Raw genomic sequence first — 19,085 nt, forward strand, 5'->3', positions numbered from 1 at the left:
CTGGTGGACGTCGCCAGGCAGCCGGTGCTCAGCGCAGCACCACGGCAGGCCGGTTCCCCCCAGTTCCCGGGACTCCCGGGCCCTGGTTCCGGCATGCCGAAACCGCCCGGCGCACCCCATGTCCCCGACGTTAGGTATGACGTTTTGTTCCGCTCGATCGCCACTCGCGCCGTCTCCCGCAAGAAGACCTTCGCCGTCTCCGCCGCCGTCCTCATCGGCGCCTCGGGTGCGGTGCTCGGCAACACGGGTACGGCCTCGGCCGCCACCCCGCAGGAGATCGCCCGAAAGATCGTGCCGCCGTCGCAGTACGCGTCCTTCAGCAAGATCGTCGAGCACGAGTCCGGCTGGAACCACACCGCCACCAACTCCTCCAGCGGCGCCTACGGCCTGGTCCAGGCCCTCCCGGCCTCGAAGATGGCCTCGGCCGGCTCGGACTGGAAGACGAACCCCGCCACCCAGATCAAGTGGGGTCTCGACTACATGAACGACCGCTACGGTTCCCCGAACGCCGCCTGGAACTTCTGGCAGACCCACGGCTGGTACTAAGAGTCACCCGCCGCACCGCGCAGACCCGCAAGGCCCCGCCCTCCCTTCGGAGGGGCGGGGCCTGCGGCGTTTCCCGCCCTGCGACCGCTTCCGCCCGGGCGGCGCTACAGGCGCTGGATGATCGTGCCCGTCGCCAGCGCGCCGCCCGCGCACATGGTGATCAGGGCGAATTCCCTGTCCGTCCGCTCCAGCTCGTGCAGGGCCGTGGCGATGAGCCGGGCTCCCGTCGCGCCCACCGGGTGCCCGAGGGCGATGGCCCCGCCGTTGACGTTGACCTTCTCCAGGCCGTCGAGGTCCCGCTCGAACTCCTGCGCCCAGCTCAGCACGACCGAGGCGAACGCCTCGTTGATCTCGACGAGGTCGATGTCCCTGAGGGACATCCCCGCCTTGCCCAGGACGGCCCGGGTCGCGTCGATCGGCCCGTCGAGGTGGTAGTGCGGGTCGGTGCCGACCAGGGCCTGGGCGACGATCCGGGCGCGCGGACGCAGCTTCAGGGCGCGGGCCATGCGCTTGGACGCCCACATGAGGGCGGCGGCGCCGTCGGAGATCTGGGAGGAGTTGCCGGCGGTGTGGACGGCGGTCGGCATGACCGGCTTGAGCCGGGCCAGCGCCTCCATGCTGGTGTCCCGCAGGCCCTCGTCCCGGTCGACGAGCCGCCACATGCCCTGTCCGGCGGCCTGCTCCTCCTCCGTGGTGGGGACCTGGACGGCGAAGGTCTCGCGCTTGAAGCGTTCCTCGGACCAGGCGACGGCGGCCCGCTCCTGGGAGAGCAGGCCGAGGGAGTCGACCCGCTCGCGGGTGAGGCCGCGGCGGCGGGCGATGCGCTCGGCGGCCTCGAACTGGTTGGGCAGGTCGACGTTCCACTCGTCGGGCCAGGGCTTGCCGGGCCCGTGCTTGGAGCCGGAGCCGAGCGGCACGCGGCTCATCGCCTCCACGCCGCAGGAGATGCCGATGTCGATGACGCCGGCCGCGACCATGTTGGCGACCATGTGGCCGGCCTGCTGCGAGGACCCGCACTGGGCGTCGACGGTGGTGGCGGCCGTCTCGTAGGGCAGGCCCATGGTGAGCCAGGCGGTGCGGGTGGGGTTCATGGACTGCTCGCCGGCGTGGGTGACGGTGCCGCCGACGATCTGCTCGACGCAGTCGGCGGGGATGCCGGTGCGGCCGAGGAGTTCGCGATAGGTCTCGCCGAGGAGGTAGGCGGGGTGCAGGTTGGCGAGCGCGCCTCCGCGCTTGCCGATGGGGGTGCGTACGGCTTCGACGATGACGGGTTCCGCGGCCATGAGCTCGTCCTCTCCTCGCCGGCGGGGTGTCCCGGCACCCTTGCCGGTCGACGTCACGTGGAACTAGCACGGAGAACCAGGACGCGGGACTAGCGTGGAGAACTAGTACGCGTTCTAGTTCTCCGTGCAGTCTTCCGACTGCTACCGCCGGTACGCAAGGGTCGGGGACGCAACAGTTCCCGCCACGCGCCTTGCCACTTGTAGAACTCGTTACTACCTTTCCGGACACCTTCTGATGGCCCATCAGATAATGGAGTGTGTTGCCGATGCCCTGTCCCCACCTCTCCGAAGGGTTCGACGCCACCGACCCCGACCTGCTCCAGAGCCGCGTCCCCCACCCGGAGTTCGCGGCGCTCCGGCAGACCGCTCCCGTCTGGTGGTGCGCCCAGCCCCCCGGCGTCACCGGCTTCGCCGACGAGGGCTACTGGGCCGTGACCCGGCACGCCGACGTCAAGTACGTCTCCACGCACCCCGAGTTGTTCTCGTCCAGCGAGAACACCGCCGTCATCCGCTTCAACGAGCACATCACCCGGGACCAGATCGAGGCCCAGAAGCTGATCATGCTCAACATGGACCCGCCCGAGCACACCCGGGTCCGCCAGATCGTCCAGCGCGGCTTCACCCCGCGCGCCATCCGCAGCCTGGAGCACGCCCTGCGCACCCGGGCCCGCGCGATCGTCGAGGAGGCGCGGGCCGCCGCCGGACCGGACGGCGCCTTCGACTTCGTCACCAGGGTCGCCGTCGAGCTGCCGCTGCAGGCCATCGCCGAACTCATCGGCGTCCCCCAGGAGGACCGGGCCCGGATCTTCGACTGGTCGAACAAGATGGTCGCGTACGACGACCCCGAGTACGCCATCACGGAGGAGATCGGCGCCGAGGCCGCGATGGAGCTCATCGGCTACGCGATGAACCTCGCCGCCGCCCGCAAGGAGTGCCCCGCCCAGGACATCGTGAGCCGGCTCGTCGCCGCCGAGGGCCAGGGCAACCTCTCCTCCGACGAGTTCGGCTTCTTCGTGCTGCTGCTCGCCGTCGCCGGCAACGAGACCACCCGCAACGCCATCAGCCACGGCATGCACGCCTTCCTCACCCATCCCGAGCAGTGGGAGCTCTACAAGCGCGAGCGGCCCGCGACCGCCGCCGAGGAGATCGTGCGCTGGGCGACCCCGGTGGTCTCCTTCCAGCGGACCGCCACCCAGGACACCGAGCTCGGCGGACAGAAGATCCGCAAGGGCGACCGGATCGGCCTGTTCTACTCCTCCGCCAACTACGACCCCGAGGTCTTCGAGAACCCCGGGACCTTCGACATCACCCGCGACCCGAACCCGCACCTCGGCTTCGGCGGCGGCGGCCCGCACTTCTGCCTCGGCAAGTCCCTCGCCATCAAGGAGATCGAGCTGATCTTCGAGGCGCTCGCCGACGAACTGCCCGACCTGACCCTCGCGGGCGACCCGCGCCGGCTGCGCGCGGCCTGGCTCAACGGCATCAAGGAGCTCCAGGTCAGAGTGGCCTAGCCGAGGACCGGTCGGCGGGGCGCGCGGGCGGAACCGGATGGTCCGCTCGCGCGTCACAGCCGGCATGCGGGGGATACGACGAACTCATCGAACGCGCACGACGCACCGGCTCCTGGCCCTGGTCGTCGCGCTGCTCGCGCTCCAGCTCGGCTCGCTCGTCGCGCCGGCGTACGCGTGCGGCTGCGGCGCCATGGTCACCGACCGGACGGCGCGGATCGGCGTCGACCGGGAGACCTCGGTCGTGCGCTGGGACGCGCGGACCGGCACCGAGCGGATCGTCATGCGCTTCACTGTGCACGGCGACGCCGAGCGGGCCGCCTGGATCATGCCCGTGCCGCACCGCGCCGACGTCACCCTCGGCGACCCCGAGCTCTTCGAGGAGCTCGAAGAGCTCACCGCGCCCGAGCACAGGGACCGCCCCTACTTCTGGCCGCGCGGCCGCGACTGGCCCTTCTCCGCCGGGGACGGCGACAGCGCGGGCGCCCTGCCCGGGATGGACGGCGGCCCCGGCGTCGGCGTCGTCGGCCGCGAACGGCTCGGCCCCTTCGACGTGGCCCGGCTGACCGCCACCGACCCGACCGCGCTGAGCGACTGGCTGCGCCGCAACGGGTTCGAGCTCTCCGACCGGCTCGCCGCCGAACTGCGCCCGTACATCGACCGGAAGTGGGAGTACGTCGCCGTCCGCCTCGCCCCCGAGAAGGCCGGCGCGAAGCTGTACGGCGCCCTCGACCCCCTCGCGATCACCTTCCGCAACGACACCCCGGTCTATCCGATGCGGCTCTCCCGGCTGGCCGCCACCCCGCAGTCCCTCGGCCTGTTCGTGCTCGCCGACCACCGGATGGAGCCCCGGGGCAGCATCGGCGGCGACCGTCCCGAGGTGCTGTTCGCCGGCACCGTCGACAAGCCGGAGGGTGCCGTCGCCCGCGTCGCCGGCCCCGGCCCCGTCTACCTCACCGCCGTCGACCAGTCCTTCCCCGAGCCCGCCCGGATCGACGGCGACCACGAACTCGTCCGCGCGGCCACCGACACCCCGTACCGCGAGGTGATCTGGAAGGACCGGCTGTGGACGGTCGCCGGCATCCCGGTCTGGCTGCTCACCGTCGGCGGCGTGCTGCTGCTCGGCACGGCGGGCGGATTCGCGGCGGTACGCGCGCGGCACGCGGCCGGGAACAGGCGGGCGCCCCGGGCAGGGGCCGGTGTACGTTCGGCCGCATGAGCAACGATCAGGAACGTTGGACCACCGTCGACCACTACCTCACCGACCTGCTCGCCCCCGCCGACGAGGCACTCACCGCCGCGCTCGCCGACTCCACGGCCGCCGGTCTGCCCGAGATCGCCGTCGCCCCCAACCAGGGCAAGCTGCTCCACCTGCTCGTCGCCGCCCAGGGCGCGCGCAACGTCCTGGAGATCGGCACCCTCGGCGGCTACAGCACCATCTGGCTGGCCCGGGCGCTGCCCGCCGACGGCCGGCTGATCACCCTGGAGTACTCCCCCGACCACGCGGACGTGGCCCGCGCCAACATCGCCCGCGCCGGACTCGACAAGATCGTCGAGGTGCGCACGGGCGCGGCCCTGGACACCCTCCCGCTCCTGGAGCAGGAGGGCGCGGGCCCGTTCGACTTCGTCTTCATCGACGCCGACAAGGTCAACAACCCGCACTACGTCTCCTGGGCACTGAAGCTGTCCCGGCCCGGCACCCTCATCGTCGTCGACAACGTCGTACGCAACGGCCGGGTCGCCACCGCCGCCCCCGACGACCCGGCGATCACCGGCACCCGCGAGATGTTCGAACTCGTGGCACGGGAGCCCCGGCTGGACGCCACCGCCGTCCAGACGGTCGGCACCAAGGGCTACGACGGCCTGCTGCTCGCCCGCGTGGTGGGCTGAGCCGTACCCCGGAGGGAGGGCTGAGCCGCGACCCGGCCCGGAGGCTGATCCGTACGGGTGCGGAGGCGGCCATATCCTGCCTTCCATGAGCATCGTGAAGATCAACGTCCTGACCGTCCCCGCCGAGCAGCGCGAGGTCCTCGAACAGCGCTTCGCCTCGCGCGCCGGCGCCGTCGAGGGCTCGGACGGCTTCGAGTGGTTCGAGCTGCTGCGCCCGCTGGAGGGCACCGACCAGTACCTGGTGTACACCCGCTGGCGCAGCGAGGAGGACTTCCAGAACTGGATGAACGGTTCCATGAAGACCGCCCACGAGGGCGGCGCCGACCGTCCGAAGCCCGCGGCGACCGGGTCCACCCTGTGGTCGTTCAAGGTCGTGCAGCAGGCGTCCCCCAAGAACTGAGCCGTGCGGAACCGGGCCGTGAATAACTGAGCTGCGCGGCGGGTCGTGCGCGCCGCACAATGGCGCGCATGACCTGGATCTTCTCCCCCGAGCGCGTCGACACCCCGGACGCCACCGCCCTGCGCCGCGACTACTTCGGTGATGTGGCGGGCCGTTACTACGGACGCGTCCTGACCGAGGACGAGTACGACGAGGAGATGATCGACGAGGGTCTGGAGCTCCTCGCCCCGCCCGCCGGCGCGTTCCTCGTCGGCCGGCACGAGGGGAAGCCGGCCGCGTGCGGCGGCGTGGTCCTCCTGGACGCCGAACGGGCCGAACTGACCCGCGTGTTCATCCGCCCGGCCTTCCGCGGCACCGGCGGCGCCGCTCTCCTCCTGAGCGGCCTGGAGGACGCGGCCCGCGCGCTCGGCGCCCGCCGGATGGTCCTCAACACCCGCCTCGACCTCGTGGAGGCGCGGGCCCTGTACGTACGGCACGGGTACGCGGAGATACCGGCGTACTGCACCGGCCCGTACATGGAGGTCTGGTACGGCAAGGAGCTCTAGGAGGTGTCTCGCCGGCCGCTCGCTCCGTCACGCGTGGTGGTCGCGGGGCGGGCCCGGCGCGCGGGGCCGCTCCGCGTCCGAGCCGCCGAGCTCGGCGGTCAGCTCCTCCACCAGGCGGACGAGGTCGGTGGGCCGGTCCGGCCCCCACCAGTCGCCGAGGAGCTCGGCCAGCGACTCCTCGCGCGCCTTGGCGAGCCGTACCGCCGTCCGCGCCCCCTCCTCGGTGAGGAAGAGCTGGATCCCCTCGCGCGCCACCAGCCGGCGTTCCTCGAGCTGCCGTGCGGCCTCGGTGATCGCCCGCAGCGGTACGGGAGTGGTGTCGGCGAGCCGTCCGGGCTCGACGGTGCCGTGGCGGCGCACCCGCAGCAGCAGCCAACTCGCGGCGGGCAGCAGATCGAGCCCGGCACGGGCGGTGATCTTCTCGTAGATGTGCTTGCGGCCCTCGCGGGAGCCGAGCACGGACAGGGCGCGGGCGCACTCGTCGTAGGAGGAGCGCTCGACGGGGTTGGAGGCGAGGGTCTGGCTGGTGTCGGGCGCGGTGACGGAGCCGCGCAGCCGGTCCTCCTTCAGGAACCAGGCGATGGCGAAGGCGACGAGGACGACGGGCGCCGCGTACAGGAAGACGTCGGTGATGGAGGTCGCGTACGCGTGGATCACCGACGGCCGCAGCGGGGGCGGGAGTGCGCCGATGGCGCGCGGGTCGGCGGCCACCGTGCCGGCGTCGACGCCCGGCGGGAGCTGCTGTCCGGCGAGGGCGTCCTCGAGCTTGTGGGTGAGCCGGTTGGCGAAGACCGTGCCGAAGATCGCGACGCCGAACGAGGCGCCGATGGAGCGGAAGAAGGTGGCGCCCGAGGTGGCGACGCCGAGGTCCTCGTAGGAGACGGCGTTCTGCACGACGAGGACGAGCACCTGCATGACCAGGCCGAGGCCGGCGCCGAAGACGAAGAAGAAGACGCTCATCGCCCACGTCGAGGTGGTCTCCGTGAGTTCGTTGAGCAGGACCAGGCCGAGCGCGGTGATCGCCGTGCCGGCGAGCGGGAAGACCTTCCAGCGGCCGGTGCGGGAGACGATCTGCCCGGAGGCGGTCGAGGTGATCAACATGCCGAGGACCATGGGCAGCATGTGCACGCCCGACATGGTGGGGCTGACGCCCTGCACGACCTGGAGGAAGGTCGGCAGATAGGTCATCGCGCCGAACATCGCGAAGCCGACGACGAAGCTGATGACCGAGACCAGGGTGAAGGTCCTGATCCGGAACAGCTTGAGCGGCAGGACGGGCTCGGCGGCCCGCCGTTCGACGGACACGAACCACACGAGGAGGACGGCTCCGAGCACGGCGAGGCCGATGATCTGCGCCGAGTCCCAGGCCCAGGTGGTGCCGCCGAGCGAGGCGACCAGGACCAGACAGGTCGCGACGGAGGCGATGAGGAAGGTGCCGAGGTAGTCGATGCGGTGGCGGGTGCTGCGGACCGGGATGTGCAGGACGGCGGCGATGACGAAGAGGGCGACGACGCCGATCGGCAGGTTGATGTAGAAGACCCAGCGCCAGGAGAGGTGTTCGGTGAACAGGCCACCGAGGAGCGGGCCGAGGACGCTGGTGGCGCCGAAGACGGCTCCGAAGAGGCCCTGGTAGCGGCCGCGTTCGCGGGGCGAGACGAGGTCGCCGACGATCGCCATGGACAGCACCATGAGTCCGCCGCCGCCGAGGCCCTGGACGGCGCGGAAGGCGATGAGCTGGGGCATGTTCTGGGCGATGCCGCAGAGCGCCGAGCCGATGAGGAAGAGGACGATGGCGCTCTGGAAGAGCTTCTTGCGCCCGTACTGGTCGCCGAGCTTGCCCCACAGCGGCGTGGCGGCGGTGGAGGCCAGCATGTAGGCGGTGACGACCCAGGACAGGTGCTCCATGCCGCCGAGCTCGCTGACGATGGTCGGCAGGGCGGTGGACACGATGGTCTGGTCGAGTGCGGCCAGGAGCATGCCGAGCAGCAGCGCGCCGATCGCGACGACGACGGTGCGGTGGCTCTGTCCCGCTCCCGGCGCGGGGCCGCCGCCGGCGTGCGGCGCGCGTACTTCCTGGGCCATGGGTGTCTCCTCCGGTCCGGGCCGCTGGACTCCGACCTCCATCCTGGAGGGTTTGCCCGGTTATGGCCTGCGGAGGGGCGCGGGGGGTGAACGCGGTGGGCACGGCTGTTCGCCCGGGAGGGGTGGCCGGACTGCATAATCGCTCGCAGTCGACCGGGGAGGGCCCAGCGATGTCCGGACACGTCTGTCCTGAATGCGGTGTACACAGACCTGGCTGCGCGTGTGAGCGCGCCGAGGCGGCGGCCGCCGCGCTCGCGGCGGCGGAGGACTTCGACCCGCTGCGCATCCGGCCGTACGTGACGCTGGGAACGCCGGAGGACGCGACGGCGGTACTGCCGGCGGCGGCCGTGGGGCCGCAGGTGGCGGGGGGCCAGGAGGGGGTCCAGGCGGCGGCCCGGGCGGTGGGGCCCTCGGTGGCGGCGCCGCCGAGGGAGCCCTCGGCAGGGATGCCGGCAGGGGAGCCCTCGGTGGGCGGGCAGCCCTTGCCGCCGGAGGCGGTGGCTCCGGCCGCGGTGACCTCCGAGGCGGCGACGCAGGTCCAGGCGGCGGTGCCGGGCCCGATACCGCCCCCCACGCCGGCCCCCATACCGCAGACGGCGGTGCTGCCGTCGCCGTACGCGGGTGGGGACGGGACCGGGGGCGGGACCGGGGCCAGGGGCGGGACCGAGGCCAGGGGCGGGGGCGGGTACGACGGCGAGGCCGACGGCGACGGCGACGGCGACGGCGACGGGTACGAGCCCGCGCTCACGCTGGCGTACGCCCCCGAGGAGCACGCCGGACGCGAGCGGGGCCGGGGCCGGGGCGTGCTGGTCGCGGGCCTGGTCGCGGCGGCGGTCGTCGGCACCGCCGTCCTCGCCACGGCCCTGATCGGCGGGGACGACGACACCGACGACCGGGCCCTCGTGCCCGAGGTCACCACCAGCGCGTCCGAGAACGTGGCCGTCTCCGAGTCACCGACCTCCACTCCCTCCTCCTCGGCGACCGCCTCGTCCACCGCGAGCTCCGACCGGACCTCCGCGTCCGCCTCTTCCGCCCCCTCCGCCTCCGGTTCCGGGTCCGAGGCCGGGAGCGGGGCCGGATCGGCCAGTGCCGCGAGCAGCCGTACGCCGGCGACCGCCGGCGCCCCGGTCGTGGACCCCACGGCGACCGCCGGGCCGACGACCGCGAGCCCGGCGTCCCCGACCGCGAGCCGGAGCCCGGAGGCCCCGACCCTGCGCCCCGGTTCCACGGGCCCCGAGGTGGAGGAGCTCCAGTGGCGGCTCCGTGAGCTGGGCCTCTACAGCGGGCCGGTGAACGGCTCGTACTCGAGGAAGGTCGAGCAGGCGGTCGCGGACTTCCAGTGGTGGCAGGACATCGAGGAGGACCCGCGGGGCGTCTACGGCCCGTACACGCGCCGCGCTCTGGAGGCGGAGACGACCGGCCGCTGACCCCCGCCCGGTCCCGGGATGCGGACGGGACTGGCGGCGCGGGGTCTCGTTTTGTATCGTGGAGGAACAAAGTGGCCCCGCTCGCACTCCCTGACCGGCGAGCGGGACCGCTCTGTTTTCGTCTCCGACCACCCCTCCTGGAGATCCCCCATGACTGCCAGCACCCCGGCGTCGCCCACCGCACACTCGCTCACCGCACGCTCGCTCACCGCACGCGCCCTCCTGCTCGACATGGACGGCACGCTCGTCGACTCCGACGCGGTCGTGGAGCGCTGCTGGCGGCGGTGGGCGGAGCGGGAGGGGCTCGATCCCGCCGAGGTGCTGAAGGTGGTGCACGGCCGTCAGGGTTACGCCACGATGGCGCTGCTGCTGCCGGACCGCCCGATGGAGCGGAACCTCGCGGACAACCGGGTGATCCTCGCCGAGGAGACCGCCGATCTCGACGGGGTCGTGCCGGTGCCGGGAGCGCCCGCCTTCATGGCCGCGCTGGCGGCGCTGCCGCACGCCCTGGTGACCTCCGCCGACGAGGCGCTGGCCCGGGCCCGGATGGGTGCGGCGGGCCTGGCGATGCCGGAGACCCGGGTGACCGCCGAGTGCGTGGGCGCGAGCAAGCCGGACCCGGAGGGCTTCCTGAAGGGCGCGGCCGCGCTGGGCTTCGCGCCGGAGGACTGCGTCGTCTTCGAGGACTCCGAGGCGGGCATCCGGGCGGGCCGCGCGGCCGGCATGCGGGTGGTCGGCGTGGGACCGCGGGCCGCCGCCTTCGCCCCTGACGTCCACGTGGCGGATCTGACCGGCGTACGGGTCGAGCCGGGCACCGACGGGACGATCACCCTCACTTTCGCCGCGTAGCGCGCCCGGCCCGCGTACCCCCGGCCGACCGGGCGGCACGGGCCGCGCGGCCGGCACGGGCGGCCCATGACGCGCGCCCTCCTGAGGCCGCCCCCGCCTCCGGCCCCGACTCCCGTCCCGACTCCGGTCCCGCGCCCGCCCCCGCCCCCGCGTCCGCGTCCGGCACGTCGCCCCGCTCCGGGCGGACGAGCCTGCCCCGGGCGACGAGCTCCAGGGTGACGGCGACCGCCACCGCCTGGACCAGCAGCAGCGCGACCAGCACGAAGAGCTGCACCGCGCCCGCGCGCAGCGGGGACGCGCCGCCGAGGAGCATTCCCACGAACGCACCCGGAAGGGTGACGAGTCCGACCGTCCGGGTCTGGTCCATGCCCGGCAGCAGGGCGTCCGACGCCGCCTCCCGGGCCACCTCCAGGCGGGCGTCCCGCTCCAGGAGCCCGATCGCGAGCCCCGCCTCCACCTCGCCCTTGCGGCCGGCCAGTTCGTCGAGCGCGCGGCGCCCGCCGAGAACGGTGGCGGTGAGCGCGCCGCCGATGAGGATGCCGGTGACCGGGATCAGGGTGATGCCCTTCGGCGGCACGAGGCCGGTGAGCAGGAGCGCCGCGACGACCGGGGCGACGCCCGCGGCGATGGGCACCGCGGCCCACCGCCAGGCGCGGCCGGGTGCCGGGACGACGCGCCGGCCCGCGGTCCGTACCGCCACCGCGTACATCAGCAGCAGGAAGCAGAGCAGCAGCGGCAGCGAGCGGACGACCCAGCCGATCACGAGGGACACGGCGACGAGCTGGACGGCCGCCCGCGCTCCGGCGACCAGTGTGTCGCGGGCTCGGCCGAGCCGGGCGAGGGCGACCACACCGGCGGCCACGGCGAGGAGGACGGCCAGAACCGCTCCGAAGGTGACATTCACGTCCAGAAGCACGGCTCAACCCTAGGGTCTGCCCTGCCGCCGCCGCCCCGACTCCGGCCCCCGGCGCGAGATCTGTCTCCCCCTCACCCTCACGCCCGCTCCCCCTCGGCCTCACTCCCCCTCCCCCCTCTCGCCACCCCTCGCCCTCTTGATGTGACGTGAGCATGTCGCCACTCTGTTACCTGGCGCACCCCCCACGGAAACCCGGCGCCGCCACGATGACCGAGCCGTCCGGCAAGGTCCCCCCACATCAAGGGAGTTCGCATGTCCGCCGCCCGCGTCTACGCGCGTCGCATAGCCGTCCTCGCCGCCTCCGCCGCCGTCACCGCCACCGGTCTGCTCGCCACCGCCCCGGCCGCCCAGGCCGCCCCGCCGACCCCGGTCAGCGCCGCCACCGCCCGTACGTACCTGAGCTCGCTCACGGTGAAGGCGGAAGGTTCCTCCACCGGTTACAGCCGGGACCTGTTCCCGCACTGGATCACCCAGTCCGGCACCTGCAACACCCGCGAGGTGGTCCTCAAGCGGGACGGCGTCAACGTGGTCACGGACTCCAACTGCGCGGCGGTCAGCGGAAGCTGGTACTCCGAGTACGACGGCGCCACCTGGACCCTCGCCTCCGACATCGACATCGACCACGTCATCCCGCTCGCCGAGGCATGGCGCTCGGGCGCCAACTCCTGGACGACCAGCCAGCGTCAGTCCTTCGCCAACGACCTGACCCGCCCGCAGCTCATCGCGGTCACCGACAACGTCAACCAGTCGAAGGGCGACCAGGATCCGGCGGAGTGGCTGCCGCCGCGCACGTCGTACCGGTGCACGTACGCGCGGATGTGGGTGCACGTCAAGTACCACTGGAACCTCAGCGTCGACTCGGCGGAGAAGAGCGCGCTGCAGTCGGTGCTCAACGGCTGCTGAGTTCTCGGCGGACCCACGAAGGTCGGTTGTTGAACTTGCAAGTAATAGTGAGGGGTGCCTAACCTGAGGGCCTCATCGGTGTGCCGTCCCCACGGCCCGGGCGTCCGCCCGGGCCAGACCGAAGGAGTCCTTTCCCCCATGCATGCGCTCGTGAGTCGCCTCAACCAGGCCCAGCCGTACGCGCTCGGCCTCTTCCGGATCGTCATCGGTCTGCTCTTCGCCTGCCACGGCGCCGCCTCCCTCTTCGGTGTGCTCGGCGGCGCCGACGGCAGCGGCGGCACCCTGCCGACCGGTGCCTGGCCGGGCTGGTACGCGGCCGTCATCCAGCTCGTCGCGGGCGGCCTGGTTTTGGTGGGCCTGTGCACGCGCGGCGCGGCCTTCATAGCGTCCGGCTCCATGGCGTACGCGTACTTCGACGTCCACCAGCCGCAGGCCCTCTTCCCGCTCCAGAACGCCGGTGAGGCCGCGGCCCTGTTCTGCTGGGCCTTCCTCCTCCTGGTCTTCACCGGCTCGGGCGCCCTCGGCCTCGACACCCTCTTCCGCACCCGCGGCACGACCGACCCCGCCGAGCGCCCGGAGGAGACGAAGACGGCGACGGCCGCCGCGTGACCGGCGCGTAGGGCTTGGAGGAGGGGTGAGGCGAGCCCTGCGGCCCGTCCCTCCCCCGGGTCCCTCCCCCGGGTCCGTCAATGACCCCCCGGCTCGAACCTCGCCTCGAACTCCGTCCGGGGCCGGAAAACGGTCCTCCGGGCCCGGCGGGCCGTTTTCCGGCCCCGGGCGGGGGTGGGCCGCCGGTCGCCGCGTAGGCTCTGGCGCTGTGAACGTGCTCGACGGCGCGGGGTGGTCACTGGAATCGCTGACCGCGGGCCCGTGGATCTACGCGGCGGTGGTGACGTCGATCCTTCTCGACGTCTTCCTGCCGGTGCTGCCGAGCGGCATCCTCGTGGTCACCGCCGCCACGGCCGCCTCCGCCGCCACGGCGACGACGGCCGGGGCCGTCGCCGGCGTCCCGTACGCCCCCTCCCTGCTCCCCCTGCTCCTCTGCGCGGCCACGGCCTCCGTGCTCGGCGACCTCGCCGCGTACCGCCTGGCCCGGCGCGGAGAGAGCCGTATCGGCCGGGCCGTCACCCGCTCGCGGCGCCTCGCCGTGGCGCGGGAACGTCTCGGCGAGACCCTGGCGCGCGGCGGCGGCCTGCTCGTCGTCCTGGCCCGCTTCGCACCCGCCGGCCGCTCCGTGGTCTCCCTCGGCGCGGGCGCCACCGGGCGCCGGCTGCGCGACTTCCTGCCCTGGTCGGCCCTGGCGGCGGCGGTGTGGGCGACCTACGGGGTGGGCATGGGCTGGCTCGGCGGCCGCTGGCTGGGCGCGACCTGGCTCGGCGCCTGCGTACCGGTCCTGGCGCTCTTCCTCGCGGGCACGCTGGCGGCCTATGTCATACGGCGTCCGGCTGCGGCTCCCGCTCCGGCCGCCTGACCGGGCGCGCGGATCGCCCGGATCCCTTGGACTGCTCGGATCGCGCGAATCTCTCGGACTGCTCGGGGTGCTCGGATGTCTCGGACTGCCCGGAGTGCTCGGGGTGTCCGTTGGGCGCCGGGCGCGCGCCGCGGATCTCCAGGTCGGCGAGCAGGCGGGCGGTGGCCTCGGCGATCTCGTCCACGGCCCGGTCGAACACCTCCCGGTTGTGGGCGGCGGGCGCGCGGAAGCCGGAGACCTTGCGGACGTACTGCAGCGCGGCGGCGCGGACGTCGTCCTCGGTGGCCTCGTGGGACAGGGCGGGCGGGCGGAGGGTCTTGATGCTGCGGCACATGACTCCAGTGTGACGCGCCCCACTGACAACGTCAGGTGCCCAGGCTCCGCCGGCTGCGGGCGTTGATCTCGGCGGCGCGGGCGCGCAGCTCCCGTATGGGCGTGGCGGGCTGGACGTCGGCAGGTTCCGCCTCCCACTCGCGGCCCCCGTGGACGGGCCGGATCAGGAAGCGGCCGGCGACGCTGTCCACGTAGAAGCCCACCCGCCCGGTGGCGGTGTCACGGACGAGGTCTCCGACCTCGGGCACGGGCTGCACGTATCCCTCCGTTCCGGCTGCTGCGCCATCGGCTGTGGAGATCAGACGGACACCCCCCAGGGAAGCCCCGGGACCCTCCCCTGTCAACGCATCTCTAGAGATGTCGCCCGAAGGACGGATCGGCCGCGCGGCCCGGCGCACACGTGTGCACCGGCCCCGAGAGGCGCGCCGTAGGGTGTCCCGCACACGGAAGGGAGTGGTCCACCCATGACTGACCAGGAAAGCGACCGGCGGCCCAAGTACCAGCGCATCGCCGACGAGTTGAGAAGCGCGATCCAGTCGGGCACCTTCACGCCGGGCGACCGGCTCCCCGGCGAGAACGACCTGATGGCCACCTACGACGTGGCGCGCATGACCGCCCGCCAGGCCCTGTCCGTCCTGCGCGACGAGGGCCTCACCGAGGCCCGCAAGGGCGCCGGCGTCTTCGTCCGCTCCTTCCGTCCGCTGCGCCGCCGCGGCATCCCCCGGCTCGCCCACGACCGGTGGGGCGACGGCCGCTCGGTCTGGTCGGCCGACATCGGGGAGCGCAGCCTCGTCGTGGACCAGATCGAGGTGACGCCCGAGACCCCCGCCGGACCGCGGGTGGCCCGGGTGCTGGGTCTGGGCTCGCCCGACGACCCGGTCTGCGTCCGCAGCCGGCGCTTCGTGCTCGACGAGAAGCCGGTGCTGCTGTCCGTCTCGTACCTGCCGGCGGGTCTCGCCGAGGGCACCGCCATCACGGAGCCGGACACCGGCCCGGGCGGCACCTACGCCCGGCTCGCCGAACGGGGCCACCGCCCGGCCCGCTTCCGTGAGGAGATCCGCTGCCGGATGCCGACGGCGGAGGAGTCCGTCCGGCTGGACCTCGGCTTCGGCACCCCGGTGATCCTCATCAGCCGCACGGCCGTGACGGAGGCGGGAGTGGCGGTCGAGCTCAACGAGATGACGCTGGACTCGGCGTCGTACGTCCTGGAGTACGACTTCGACGCGTGACGGTGAACGTCCGGCCGGGCGCGGCGTACGCGACCGGCCCGCCGAACACGCCGGCCGCCCGCCGCACCGCCGCCTCCGGTGCGATCGCCGGCCCCACATGGGTCACGAGCAGCCGCCCCGCGCCCGCGTCGGCGGCACTCCGCCCGGCCTCCTCGGGCGCGTGGTGACCGGGCCCCTGTCCGTCCGCCTCGCAGAGGAACAGGTCGCTGTCGCGGGCGAGTTCGACGAGCGCGGGACAGGGCTCGCAGTCCCCGGAGTACGCGAACACGGCACCCATCCCGGCACCGGCACCGGCACCCGCCTCGGCGCTCCCCCTGGCCCCTTCCCCGGCCTCCTCCACGCGGAGGCCGAAGGCGGGCGGTCCGCCGTGCTCGACGGCGCGGGCGAGCAGCGTGAGACCGCCGAGCCGGGCGCGCTGCCCGTCGTGCAACTCGGTGACGGCGAAGGCACGTTCGACCGGGCTGCGGTCCGGTCCGTTGGTGAGGAACCCGGCCAGCCGGTCGGCGATGCCGGGCGGACCGAACAGCGGCAGGGGTGCGGCCCGCCGGACGTCGGCGTGGAGCAGCCCGTAATAGGCGGTGAGCAGGTCGGCGCAGTGGTCGGCGTGCAGATGCGAGATCCACACGGCGTCGAGCTCCCCGAGCCCCGCGTACCGCCGCAGCTCCCCGAGCGTCCCGCTGCCCGCGTCGACCCACACACGGACGCCGCCGCCCTCCAGGAGGTATCCGGAGCAGGGGTTGCCGGCGGCGGGGTACGGGGTGGCGGACCCGAGCACGGTGAGGCGCAGGCCCCCTGATCCGTCCGGTTCCGTCACGCGCCCGTCGCCTCGCCCTGCCGCTGCACGGGCAGCCCGTACTGCTGCAGCTCGGTGCTCACCTGCCCGCCGAGGGTCATGACGTTGAGCGTCGCCGAGTTCTCGCTCGCGATCGCCTTCTCCACGCGGGCGACGAGGGTGGTGAAGGCGTTCCGGTCGGACATTCCGTGGTACGGCCCGACGCGGGCGGAGAAGTACACCCGCTCGTGGCCGAGCAACTGCTCGGTCGAGCGGTAGTTCTTCCACTGCTCGCGGTAGCGGTAGACGCTCTCCAGCGACACCGACGCGACCACGATCAGGCTGAGCACGGTGGCGGTGATGCGCGCGAACCCGACGTCCAGGTTCACGAGCACGGGCACCAGCGCGCCGCCGACCACCGACACGGTCCGCATCCGCAGATGCATCGCCTTCATCCTGGTGGCCTTGAGGTCGTACCACTCCTGGTACTGGGCCAGCCGCTCGTCCACGTACCGCTGCGGCGTCATGACCCCGCTCCACGCCTGCCCTTCGGGCGCGTCCCCCACGTCTTCCATGCGCCGGAGTAGACCGCCCCGGCCGTGAGCACGTCAAGGCGGCGCGCGCCCGGCCGGGGACCACTCAGGGCGACCCCACTCGGCGCGACCACTCGGCGCAACCGCTCGGGTGTCAGGAGTGAGGGCGGCCGTGAGGCGTCGGGGCGGGGTCACGGGGGTAGCCGCCCGGGTGGAGGTCCCCACCGTGAAGTACAGCGACTGGATGCTCACCGTCACCGAGCGGGGCAACGGCTTCACCCGGCTGGACCGGCGCCACCCCGACGGCGCGGCCTGGACCCGCGGCAACGAGGTGCGCCCGCTGGTGCACGGCGCGGTGTACTTCGCCGAGCTGCTCGGGGCCGTACGGGCCCAGCGCTCCGGGGACCTGCTGCTGTTCACCGACTGGCGGGGCGACCCCGACGAACGCCTCGACGGCGAGGGTTCCGAGATCAGCCGGGTCCTGGGCGAGGCGGCGCAGCGCGGAGTGATCGTGAAGGGGCTGGTGTGGCGCTCCCACCTGGACAAGCTGCAGTTCAGCGAGACGGAGAACCGTCACCTGGGCGAGGAGCTGGAGCGGGCGGGCGCCGAGTGCCTGCTCGACATGCGGGTGCGTCCCGGCGGCTCGCACCACCAGAAGCTCGTGGTGCTGCGCCACCCCGGGCGTCCCGAGCTCGATGTCGCGTACATCGGCGGGATCGACCTGTGTCACAGCCGCAACGACGACGCCGCCCACGGCGGTGACCCGCAGGCGGTGCCCTTCGCGTCCGCGTACGGGCGGCGGCCGCCGTGGCACGACATCCAGCTCGCCGTGCGCGGCCCGGCGGTCGGCGACCTCGAAGCGGTCTTCCGGGAGCGCTGGGAGGACCCCTCGCCGCTCAGCCGCAGCCCCGTGGTCCGGCTGCGCGAGCGCGCGCACCACGAGGACATCGAGGCCGATCCGCTGCCGCCGCAGTTGCCGGACCCCGCCCCGCGCGGCAGCCACACCGTGCAGGTGCTGCGCACCTATCCGAACCGGCTGCTGCGCGGCTACCCGTTCGCTCCCGACGGCGAGCGCAGCATCGCCCGCGGTTATCTGAAGGCGCTGCGCCGCGCGCGGTCGCTGATCTACCTGGAGGACCAGTACCTGTGGTCGCCGAACGTCGTCGGCTTCTTCGCCCGCGCCCTGCGGGAGAACCCGGATCTGCGGCTGATCGCCGTCATCCCCACCCTGCCCGAGCAGGACGGACGGCTCACGCTGCCGATGAACCTGGTCGGACGCGTCACGGCCCTCGACGAACTGCGCCGGGCGGGCGGCGACCGGGTGGCCGTCTACGGCCTGGAGAATCCCGAGGGGAAGCCCGTGTACGTGCACGCCAAGGTGTGCGTGATCGACGACGTGTGGGCGTCGGTCGGCTCCGACAACATCAACCTCCGCTCCTGGACGCACGATTCGGAGCTGAGTTGCGTGGTCCTGGACGACACCGTGGACGACCGCCCGCCGCCGGACCCCGCCGGTCTCGGCGACCGGGCCCGCCGCTTCGCGCGCGACCTGCGGCTCGAACTCTTCCGCGAGCACCTGGACGCACCGGACGAGCCGGACGAGCTGTGCGATCCGGCGCGGGCCTTCGCCCTCTTCGCCGAGCGGGCCGCCGCCCTGGACGCCTGGTACGAGGCGGGCCGCCACGGCCCCCGACCCCCCGGCCGGCTCCGCACCTACCGCCCCCCACCCATGTCCCGCCTCACCCGCGCCCTCGCCATGCCCCTCTACCGCCTCCTGGTAGACCCCGACGGCCGCCCCTCCCGCCTCCGCCGCCACAACACGTACTGACCCGGGGCAGCACGGCCGCGGGCCACTCGATCACTCTTCGTCGCCGCGCTCCAAGACCAAGCCGACGGACCCGTCTTCCAGCCCGTTGCCGTCCTCGAGGTGCAGATGGGCCCCATCCCGAACCCCTTCACCGGCCAACACCAGAAGATGCCCGGCAAGCGTCCTCAGCCCCGCGGCGTTCGCCTCTATGACGACCTCGCCCCCGAGGTTCCGCACCTCGATCCGAGCATCGGCATCCCAGGAAAAGCGGAGCCCCGCGCCCTCGACCGCGTCCGAGACGACACGGGTGCTCTCGGTCGGCGCTGAGCCGGTTCCAGAAGTCATGGAACTCATGATGCCCCCGCACGGGGGCTCATCGACTAAGGTCACGGCCAAGGGAACTTCATCCGCCCCTCGCTCATGCGCATCGCGTACACCGGCGGCGGCCGCACTCCCTTCGATCCCACGCTCTAGGTCAGCGTCCACACGACCAACCTCCGGGCGAGCAGGCATCTCAGAGCCCTGCTGAGGGTGCCGTCCAACAGCCCGCACCGAGTTCGTCTGCGTCACCCACGAGGGACAGTCGCCCCA

20 protein-coding genes and 1 pseudogene are annotated in these 19,085 nt (G+C 73.1%); 13 read left to right on the top strand and 8 right to left on the bottom strand.

All coding sequences use genetic code 11. From position 1 onward, the window contains the following. Positions 1-144: 144 nt before the first annotated feature. Positions 145-546, top strand: a complete 402-nt coding sequence (locus ABZ135_RS08685; RefSeq protein WP_356693230.1) for a transglycosylase SLT domain-containing protein — start codon at positions 145-147, stop codon at positions 544-546. Positions 547-650: 104 nt separating this feature from the next. Here the strand turns inward: ABZ135_RS08685 and ABZ135_RS08690 are convergent, their stop codons facing one another. Beyond that, positions 651-1,829: a steroid 3-ketoacyl-CoA thiolase gene (locus ABZ135_RS08690; RefSeq protein WP_356693232.1), complete on the bottom strand. Its 1,179-nt coding sequence runs from the start codon at positions 1,827-1,829 to the stop codon at positions 651-653. 266 nt (positions 1,830-2,095) lie between these two features. Between ABZ135_RS08690 and ABZ135_RS08695 the strand changes: the two genes are divergently transcribed. The 5 genes from ABZ135_RS08695 to ABZ135_RS08715 all read left to right on the top strand — a co-directional run bounded on the left by ABZ135_RS08695 (position 2,096) and on the right by ABZ135_RS08715 (position 6,172). Beyond that, positions 2,096-3,340 carry a cytochrome P450 gene (locus tag ABZ135_RS08695; protein ID WP_356693234.1) on the top strand — a complete coding sequence of 415 codons (1,245 nt, stop codon included), beginning with the start codon at positions 2,096-2,098 and terminating at the stop codon, positions 3,338-3,340. 64 nt (positions 3,341-3,404) lie between these two features. Continuing rightward, positions 3,405-4,556, top strand: a complete 1,152-nt coding sequence (locus ABZ135_RS08700; RefSeq protein ID WP_356693236.1) for a DUF2330 domain-containing protein — start codon at positions 3,405-3,407, stop codon at positions 4,554-4,556. Next, positions 4,553-5,227 carry an O-methyltransferase gene (locus ABZ135_RS08705; protein ID WP_356693238.1) on the top strand — a complete coding sequence of 225 codons (675 nt, stop codon included), beginning with the start codon at positions 4,553-4,555 and terminating at the stop codon, positions 5,225-5,227. Before ABZ135_RS08700 ends, ABZ135_RS08705 begins: the two co-directional genes overlap by 4 nt. 85 nt (positions 5,228-5,312) lie before the next feature. Beyond that, positions 5,313-5,627: an antibiotic biosynthesis monooxygenase gene (locus tag ABZ135_RS08710; RefSeq protein ID WP_356693240.1), complete on the top strand. Its 315-nt coding sequence runs from the start codon at positions 5,313-5,315 to the stop codon at positions 5,625-5,627. Positions 5,628-5,686: 59 nt separating this feature from the next. Next, complete coding sequence (locus ABZ135_RS08715; protein WP_356693242.1) at positions 5,687-6,172, top strand: GNAT family N-acetyltransferase; 486 nt, start codon at positions 5,687-5,689, stop codon at positions 6,170-6,172. Positions 6,173-6,199: 27 nt separating this feature from the next. On the opposite strand, the gene ABZ135_RS08720 is transcribed toward ABZ135_RS08715, so the two are convergent. Continuing rightward, positions 6,200-8,254: an MFS transporter gene (locus tag ABZ135_RS08720; protein WP_356693244.1), complete on the bottom strand. Its 2,055-nt coding sequence runs from the start codon at positions 8,252-8,254 to the stop codon at positions 6,200-6,202. 170 nt (positions 8,255-8,424) lie between these two features. Between ABZ135_RS08720 and ABZ135_RS08725 the strand changes: the two genes are divergently transcribed. After that, a complete protein-coding gene (locus tag ABZ135_RS08725) occupies positions 8,425-9,681 on the top strand; it encodes a peptidoglycan-binding protein (RefSeq protein WP_356693246.1) in 1,257 nt (418 codons plus the stop codon). Between the two features lie 150 nt (positions 9,682-9,831). Continuing rightward, entirely contained in the window at positions 9,832-10,530 is a 699-nt protein-coding gene (locus ABZ135_RS08730) for an HAD-IA family hydrolase (protein ID WP_356693248.1), read from the top strand. Here ABZ135_RS08730 and ABZ135_RS08735 read toward each other — a convergent pair. After that, positions 10,514-11,446, bottom strand: a complete 933-nt coding sequence (locus tag ABZ135_RS08735) for an ABC transporter permease (protein ID WP_356693250.1) — start codon at positions 11,444-11,446, stop codon at positions 10,514-10,516. The two genes, ABZ135_RS08730 and ABZ135_RS08735, sit on opposite strands and share 17 nt — an antisense overlap. A gap of 252 nt (positions 11,447-11,698) precedes the next feature. On the opposite strand from ABZ135_RS08735, the gene ABZ135_RS08740 reads away from it, so the two are divergent. From ABZ135_RS08740 to ABZ135_RS08750, 3 genes are all read left to right on the top strand, one after another. Continuing rightward, positions 11,699-12,349, top strand: a complete 651-nt coding sequence (locus ABZ135_RS08740) for an HNH endonuclease family protein (protein WP_356693252.1) — start codon at positions 11,699-11,701, stop codon at positions 12,347-12,349. Between the two features lie 138 nt (positions 12,350-12,487). Beyond that, the gene (locus tag ABZ135_RS08745) at positions 12,488-12,958 is read left to right on the top strand and encodes a DoxX family protein (protein WP_356693254.1); all 471 of its coding nucleotides are present in this window, start codon (positions 12,488-12,490) and stop codon (positions 12,956-12,958) included. 208 nt (positions 12,959-13,166) lie between these two features. Next, positions 13,167-13,820 (top strand): VTT domain-containing protein, encoded by a 654-nt coding sequence (locus tag ABZ135_RS08750; RefSeq protein WP_356693256.1) that lies wholly within the window; start codon positions 13,167-13,169, stop codon positions 13,818-13,820. A 127-nt stretch (positions 13,821-13,947) separates the two neighbouring features. On the opposite strand, the pseudogene ABZ135_RS08755 reads toward ABZ135_RS08750, so the two are convergent. Then, positions 13,948-14,154 (bottom strand): annotated as a pseudogene (locus ABZ135_RS08755) (DUF2277 domain-containing protein); the annotation flags it as partial. A gap of 31 nt (positions 14,155-14,185) precedes the next feature. Then, positions 14,186-14,410, bottom strand: a complete 225-nt coding sequence (locus tag ABZ135_RS08760) for a hypothetical protein (protein WP_356693258.1) — start codon at positions 14,408-14,410, stop codon at positions 14,186-14,188. A 207-nt stretch (positions 14,411-14,617) separates the two neighbouring features. Here ABZ135_RS08760 and ABZ135_RS08765 point away from each other — a divergent pair, with 207 nt between their 5' ends. Continuing rightward, positions 14,618-15,382 (top strand): GntR family transcriptional regulator, encoded by a 765-nt coding sequence (locus ABZ135_RS08765; RefSeq protein ID WP_356693260.1) that lies wholly within the window; start codon positions 14,618-14,620, stop codon positions 15,380-15,382. Here the strand turns inward: ABZ135_RS08765 and ABZ135_RS08770 are convergent. Both ABZ135_RS08770 and ABZ135_RS08775 read right to left on the bottom strand, forming a co-directional pair. Continuing rightward, the gene (locus ABZ135_RS08770) at positions 15,324-16,196 is read right to left on the bottom strand and encodes an MBL fold metallo-hydrolase (protein ID WP_356693262.1); all 873 of its coding nucleotides are present in this window, start codon (positions 16,194-16,196) and stop codon (positions 15,324-15,326) included. The two genes, ABZ135_RS08765 and ABZ135_RS08770, sit on opposite strands and share 59 nt — an antisense overlap. After that, on the bottom strand, positions 16,193-16,729 hold the full coding sequence (locus ABZ135_RS08775; protein ID WP_356693264.1) for a DUF4231 domain-containing protein: 537 nt from the start codon (positions 16,727-16,729) through the stop codon (positions 16,193-16,195). Before ABZ135_RS08775 ends, ABZ135_RS08770 begins: the two co-directional genes overlap by 4 nt. A 184-nt stretch (positions 16,730-16,913) precedes the next feature. Between ABZ135_RS08775 and ABZ135_RS08780 the strand changes: the two genes are divergently transcribed. Then, complete coding sequence (locus ABZ135_RS08780) at positions 16,914-18,515, top strand: phospholipase D family protein (protein ID WP_356693266.1); 1,602 nt, start codon at positions 16,914-16,916, stop codon at positions 18,513-18,515. Between the two features lie 30 nt (positions 18,516-18,545). On the opposite strand, the gene ABZ135_RS08785 is transcribed toward ABZ135_RS08780, so the two are convergent. Further along, positions 18,546-18,839 carry a hypothetical protein gene (locus ABZ135_RS08785; RefSeq protein WP_356693267.1) on the bottom strand — a complete coding sequence of 98 codons (294 nt, stop codon included), beginning with the start codon at positions 18,837-18,839 and terminating at the stop codon, positions 18,546-18,548. Positions 18,840-19,085 lie beyond the last annotated feature (246 nt).

The organism is Streptomyces sp. NPDC006339, from assembly GCF_040612775.1.
Lineage (GTDB): Bacteria > Actinomycetota > Actinomycetes > Streptomycetales > Streptomycetaceae > Streptomyces.

What these genes read in the sequence shown, in the direction of transcription:
- ABZ135_RS08720 (WP_356693244.1), bottom strand. Translation starts at nt 8,254, where the DNA reads ATGGCCCAGGAAGTACGCGCGCCGCACGCCGGCGGCGGCCCCGCGCCG.
- ABZ135_RS08785 (WP_356693267.1), bottom strand. Translation starts at nt 18,839, where the DNA reads ATGACTTCTGGAACCGGCTCAGCGCCGACCGAGAGCACCCGTGTCGTC.
- ABZ135_RS08700 (WP_356693236.1), top strand. Translation starts at nt 3,405, where the DNA reads ATGCGGGGGATACGACGAACTCATCGAACGCGCACGACGCACCGGCTC.
- ABZ135_RS08705 (WP_356693238.1), top strand. Translation starts at nt 4,553, where the DNA reads ATGAGCAACGATCAGGAACGTTGGACCACCGTCGACCACTACCTCACC.
- ABZ135_RS08725 (WP_356693246.1), top strand. Translation starts at nt 8,425, where the DNA reads ATGTCCGGACACGTCTGTCCTGAATGCGGTGTACACAGACCTGGCTGC.
- ABZ135_RS08695 (WP_356693234.1), top strand. Translation starts at nt 2,096, where the DNA reads ATGCCCTGTCCCCACCTCTCCGAAGGGTTCGACGCCACCGACCCCGAC.
- ABZ135_RS08745 (WP_356693254.1), top strand. Translation starts at nt 12,488, where the DNA reads ATGCATGCGCTCGTGAGTCGCCTCAACCAGGCCCAGCCGTACGCGCTC.
- ABZ135_RS08710 (WP_356693240.1), top strand. Translation starts at nt 5,313, where the DNA reads ATGAGCATCGTGAAGATCAACGTCCTGACCGTCCCCGCCGAGCAGCGC.
- ABZ135_RS08775 (WP_356693264.1), bottom strand. Translation starts at nt 16,729, where the DNA reads ATGGAAGACGTGGGGGACGCGCCCGAAGGGCAGGCGTGGAGCGGGGTC.
- ABZ135_RS08715 (WP_356693242.1), top strand. Translation starts at nt 5,687, where the DNA reads ATGGCGCGCATGACCTGGATCTTCTCCCCCGAGCGCGTCGACACCCCG.
- ABZ135_RS08690 (WP_356693232.1), bottom strand. Translation starts at nt 1,829, where the DNA reads ATGGCCGCGGAACCCGTCATCGTCGAAGCCGTACGCACCCCCATCGGC.
- ABZ135_RS08765 (WP_356693260.1), top strand. Translation starts at nt 14,618, where the DNA reads ATGACTGACCAGGAAAGCGACCGGCGGCCCAAGTACCAGCGCATCGCC.
- ABZ135_RS08740 (WP_356693252.1), top strand. Translation starts at nt 11,699, where the DNA reads ATGTCCGCCGCCCGCGTCTACGCGCGTCGCATAGCCGTCCTCGCCGCC.
- ABZ135_RS08730 (WP_356693248.1), top strand. Translation starts at nt 9,832, where the DNA reads ATGACTGCCAGCACCCCGGCGTCGCCCACCGCACACTCGCTCACCGCA.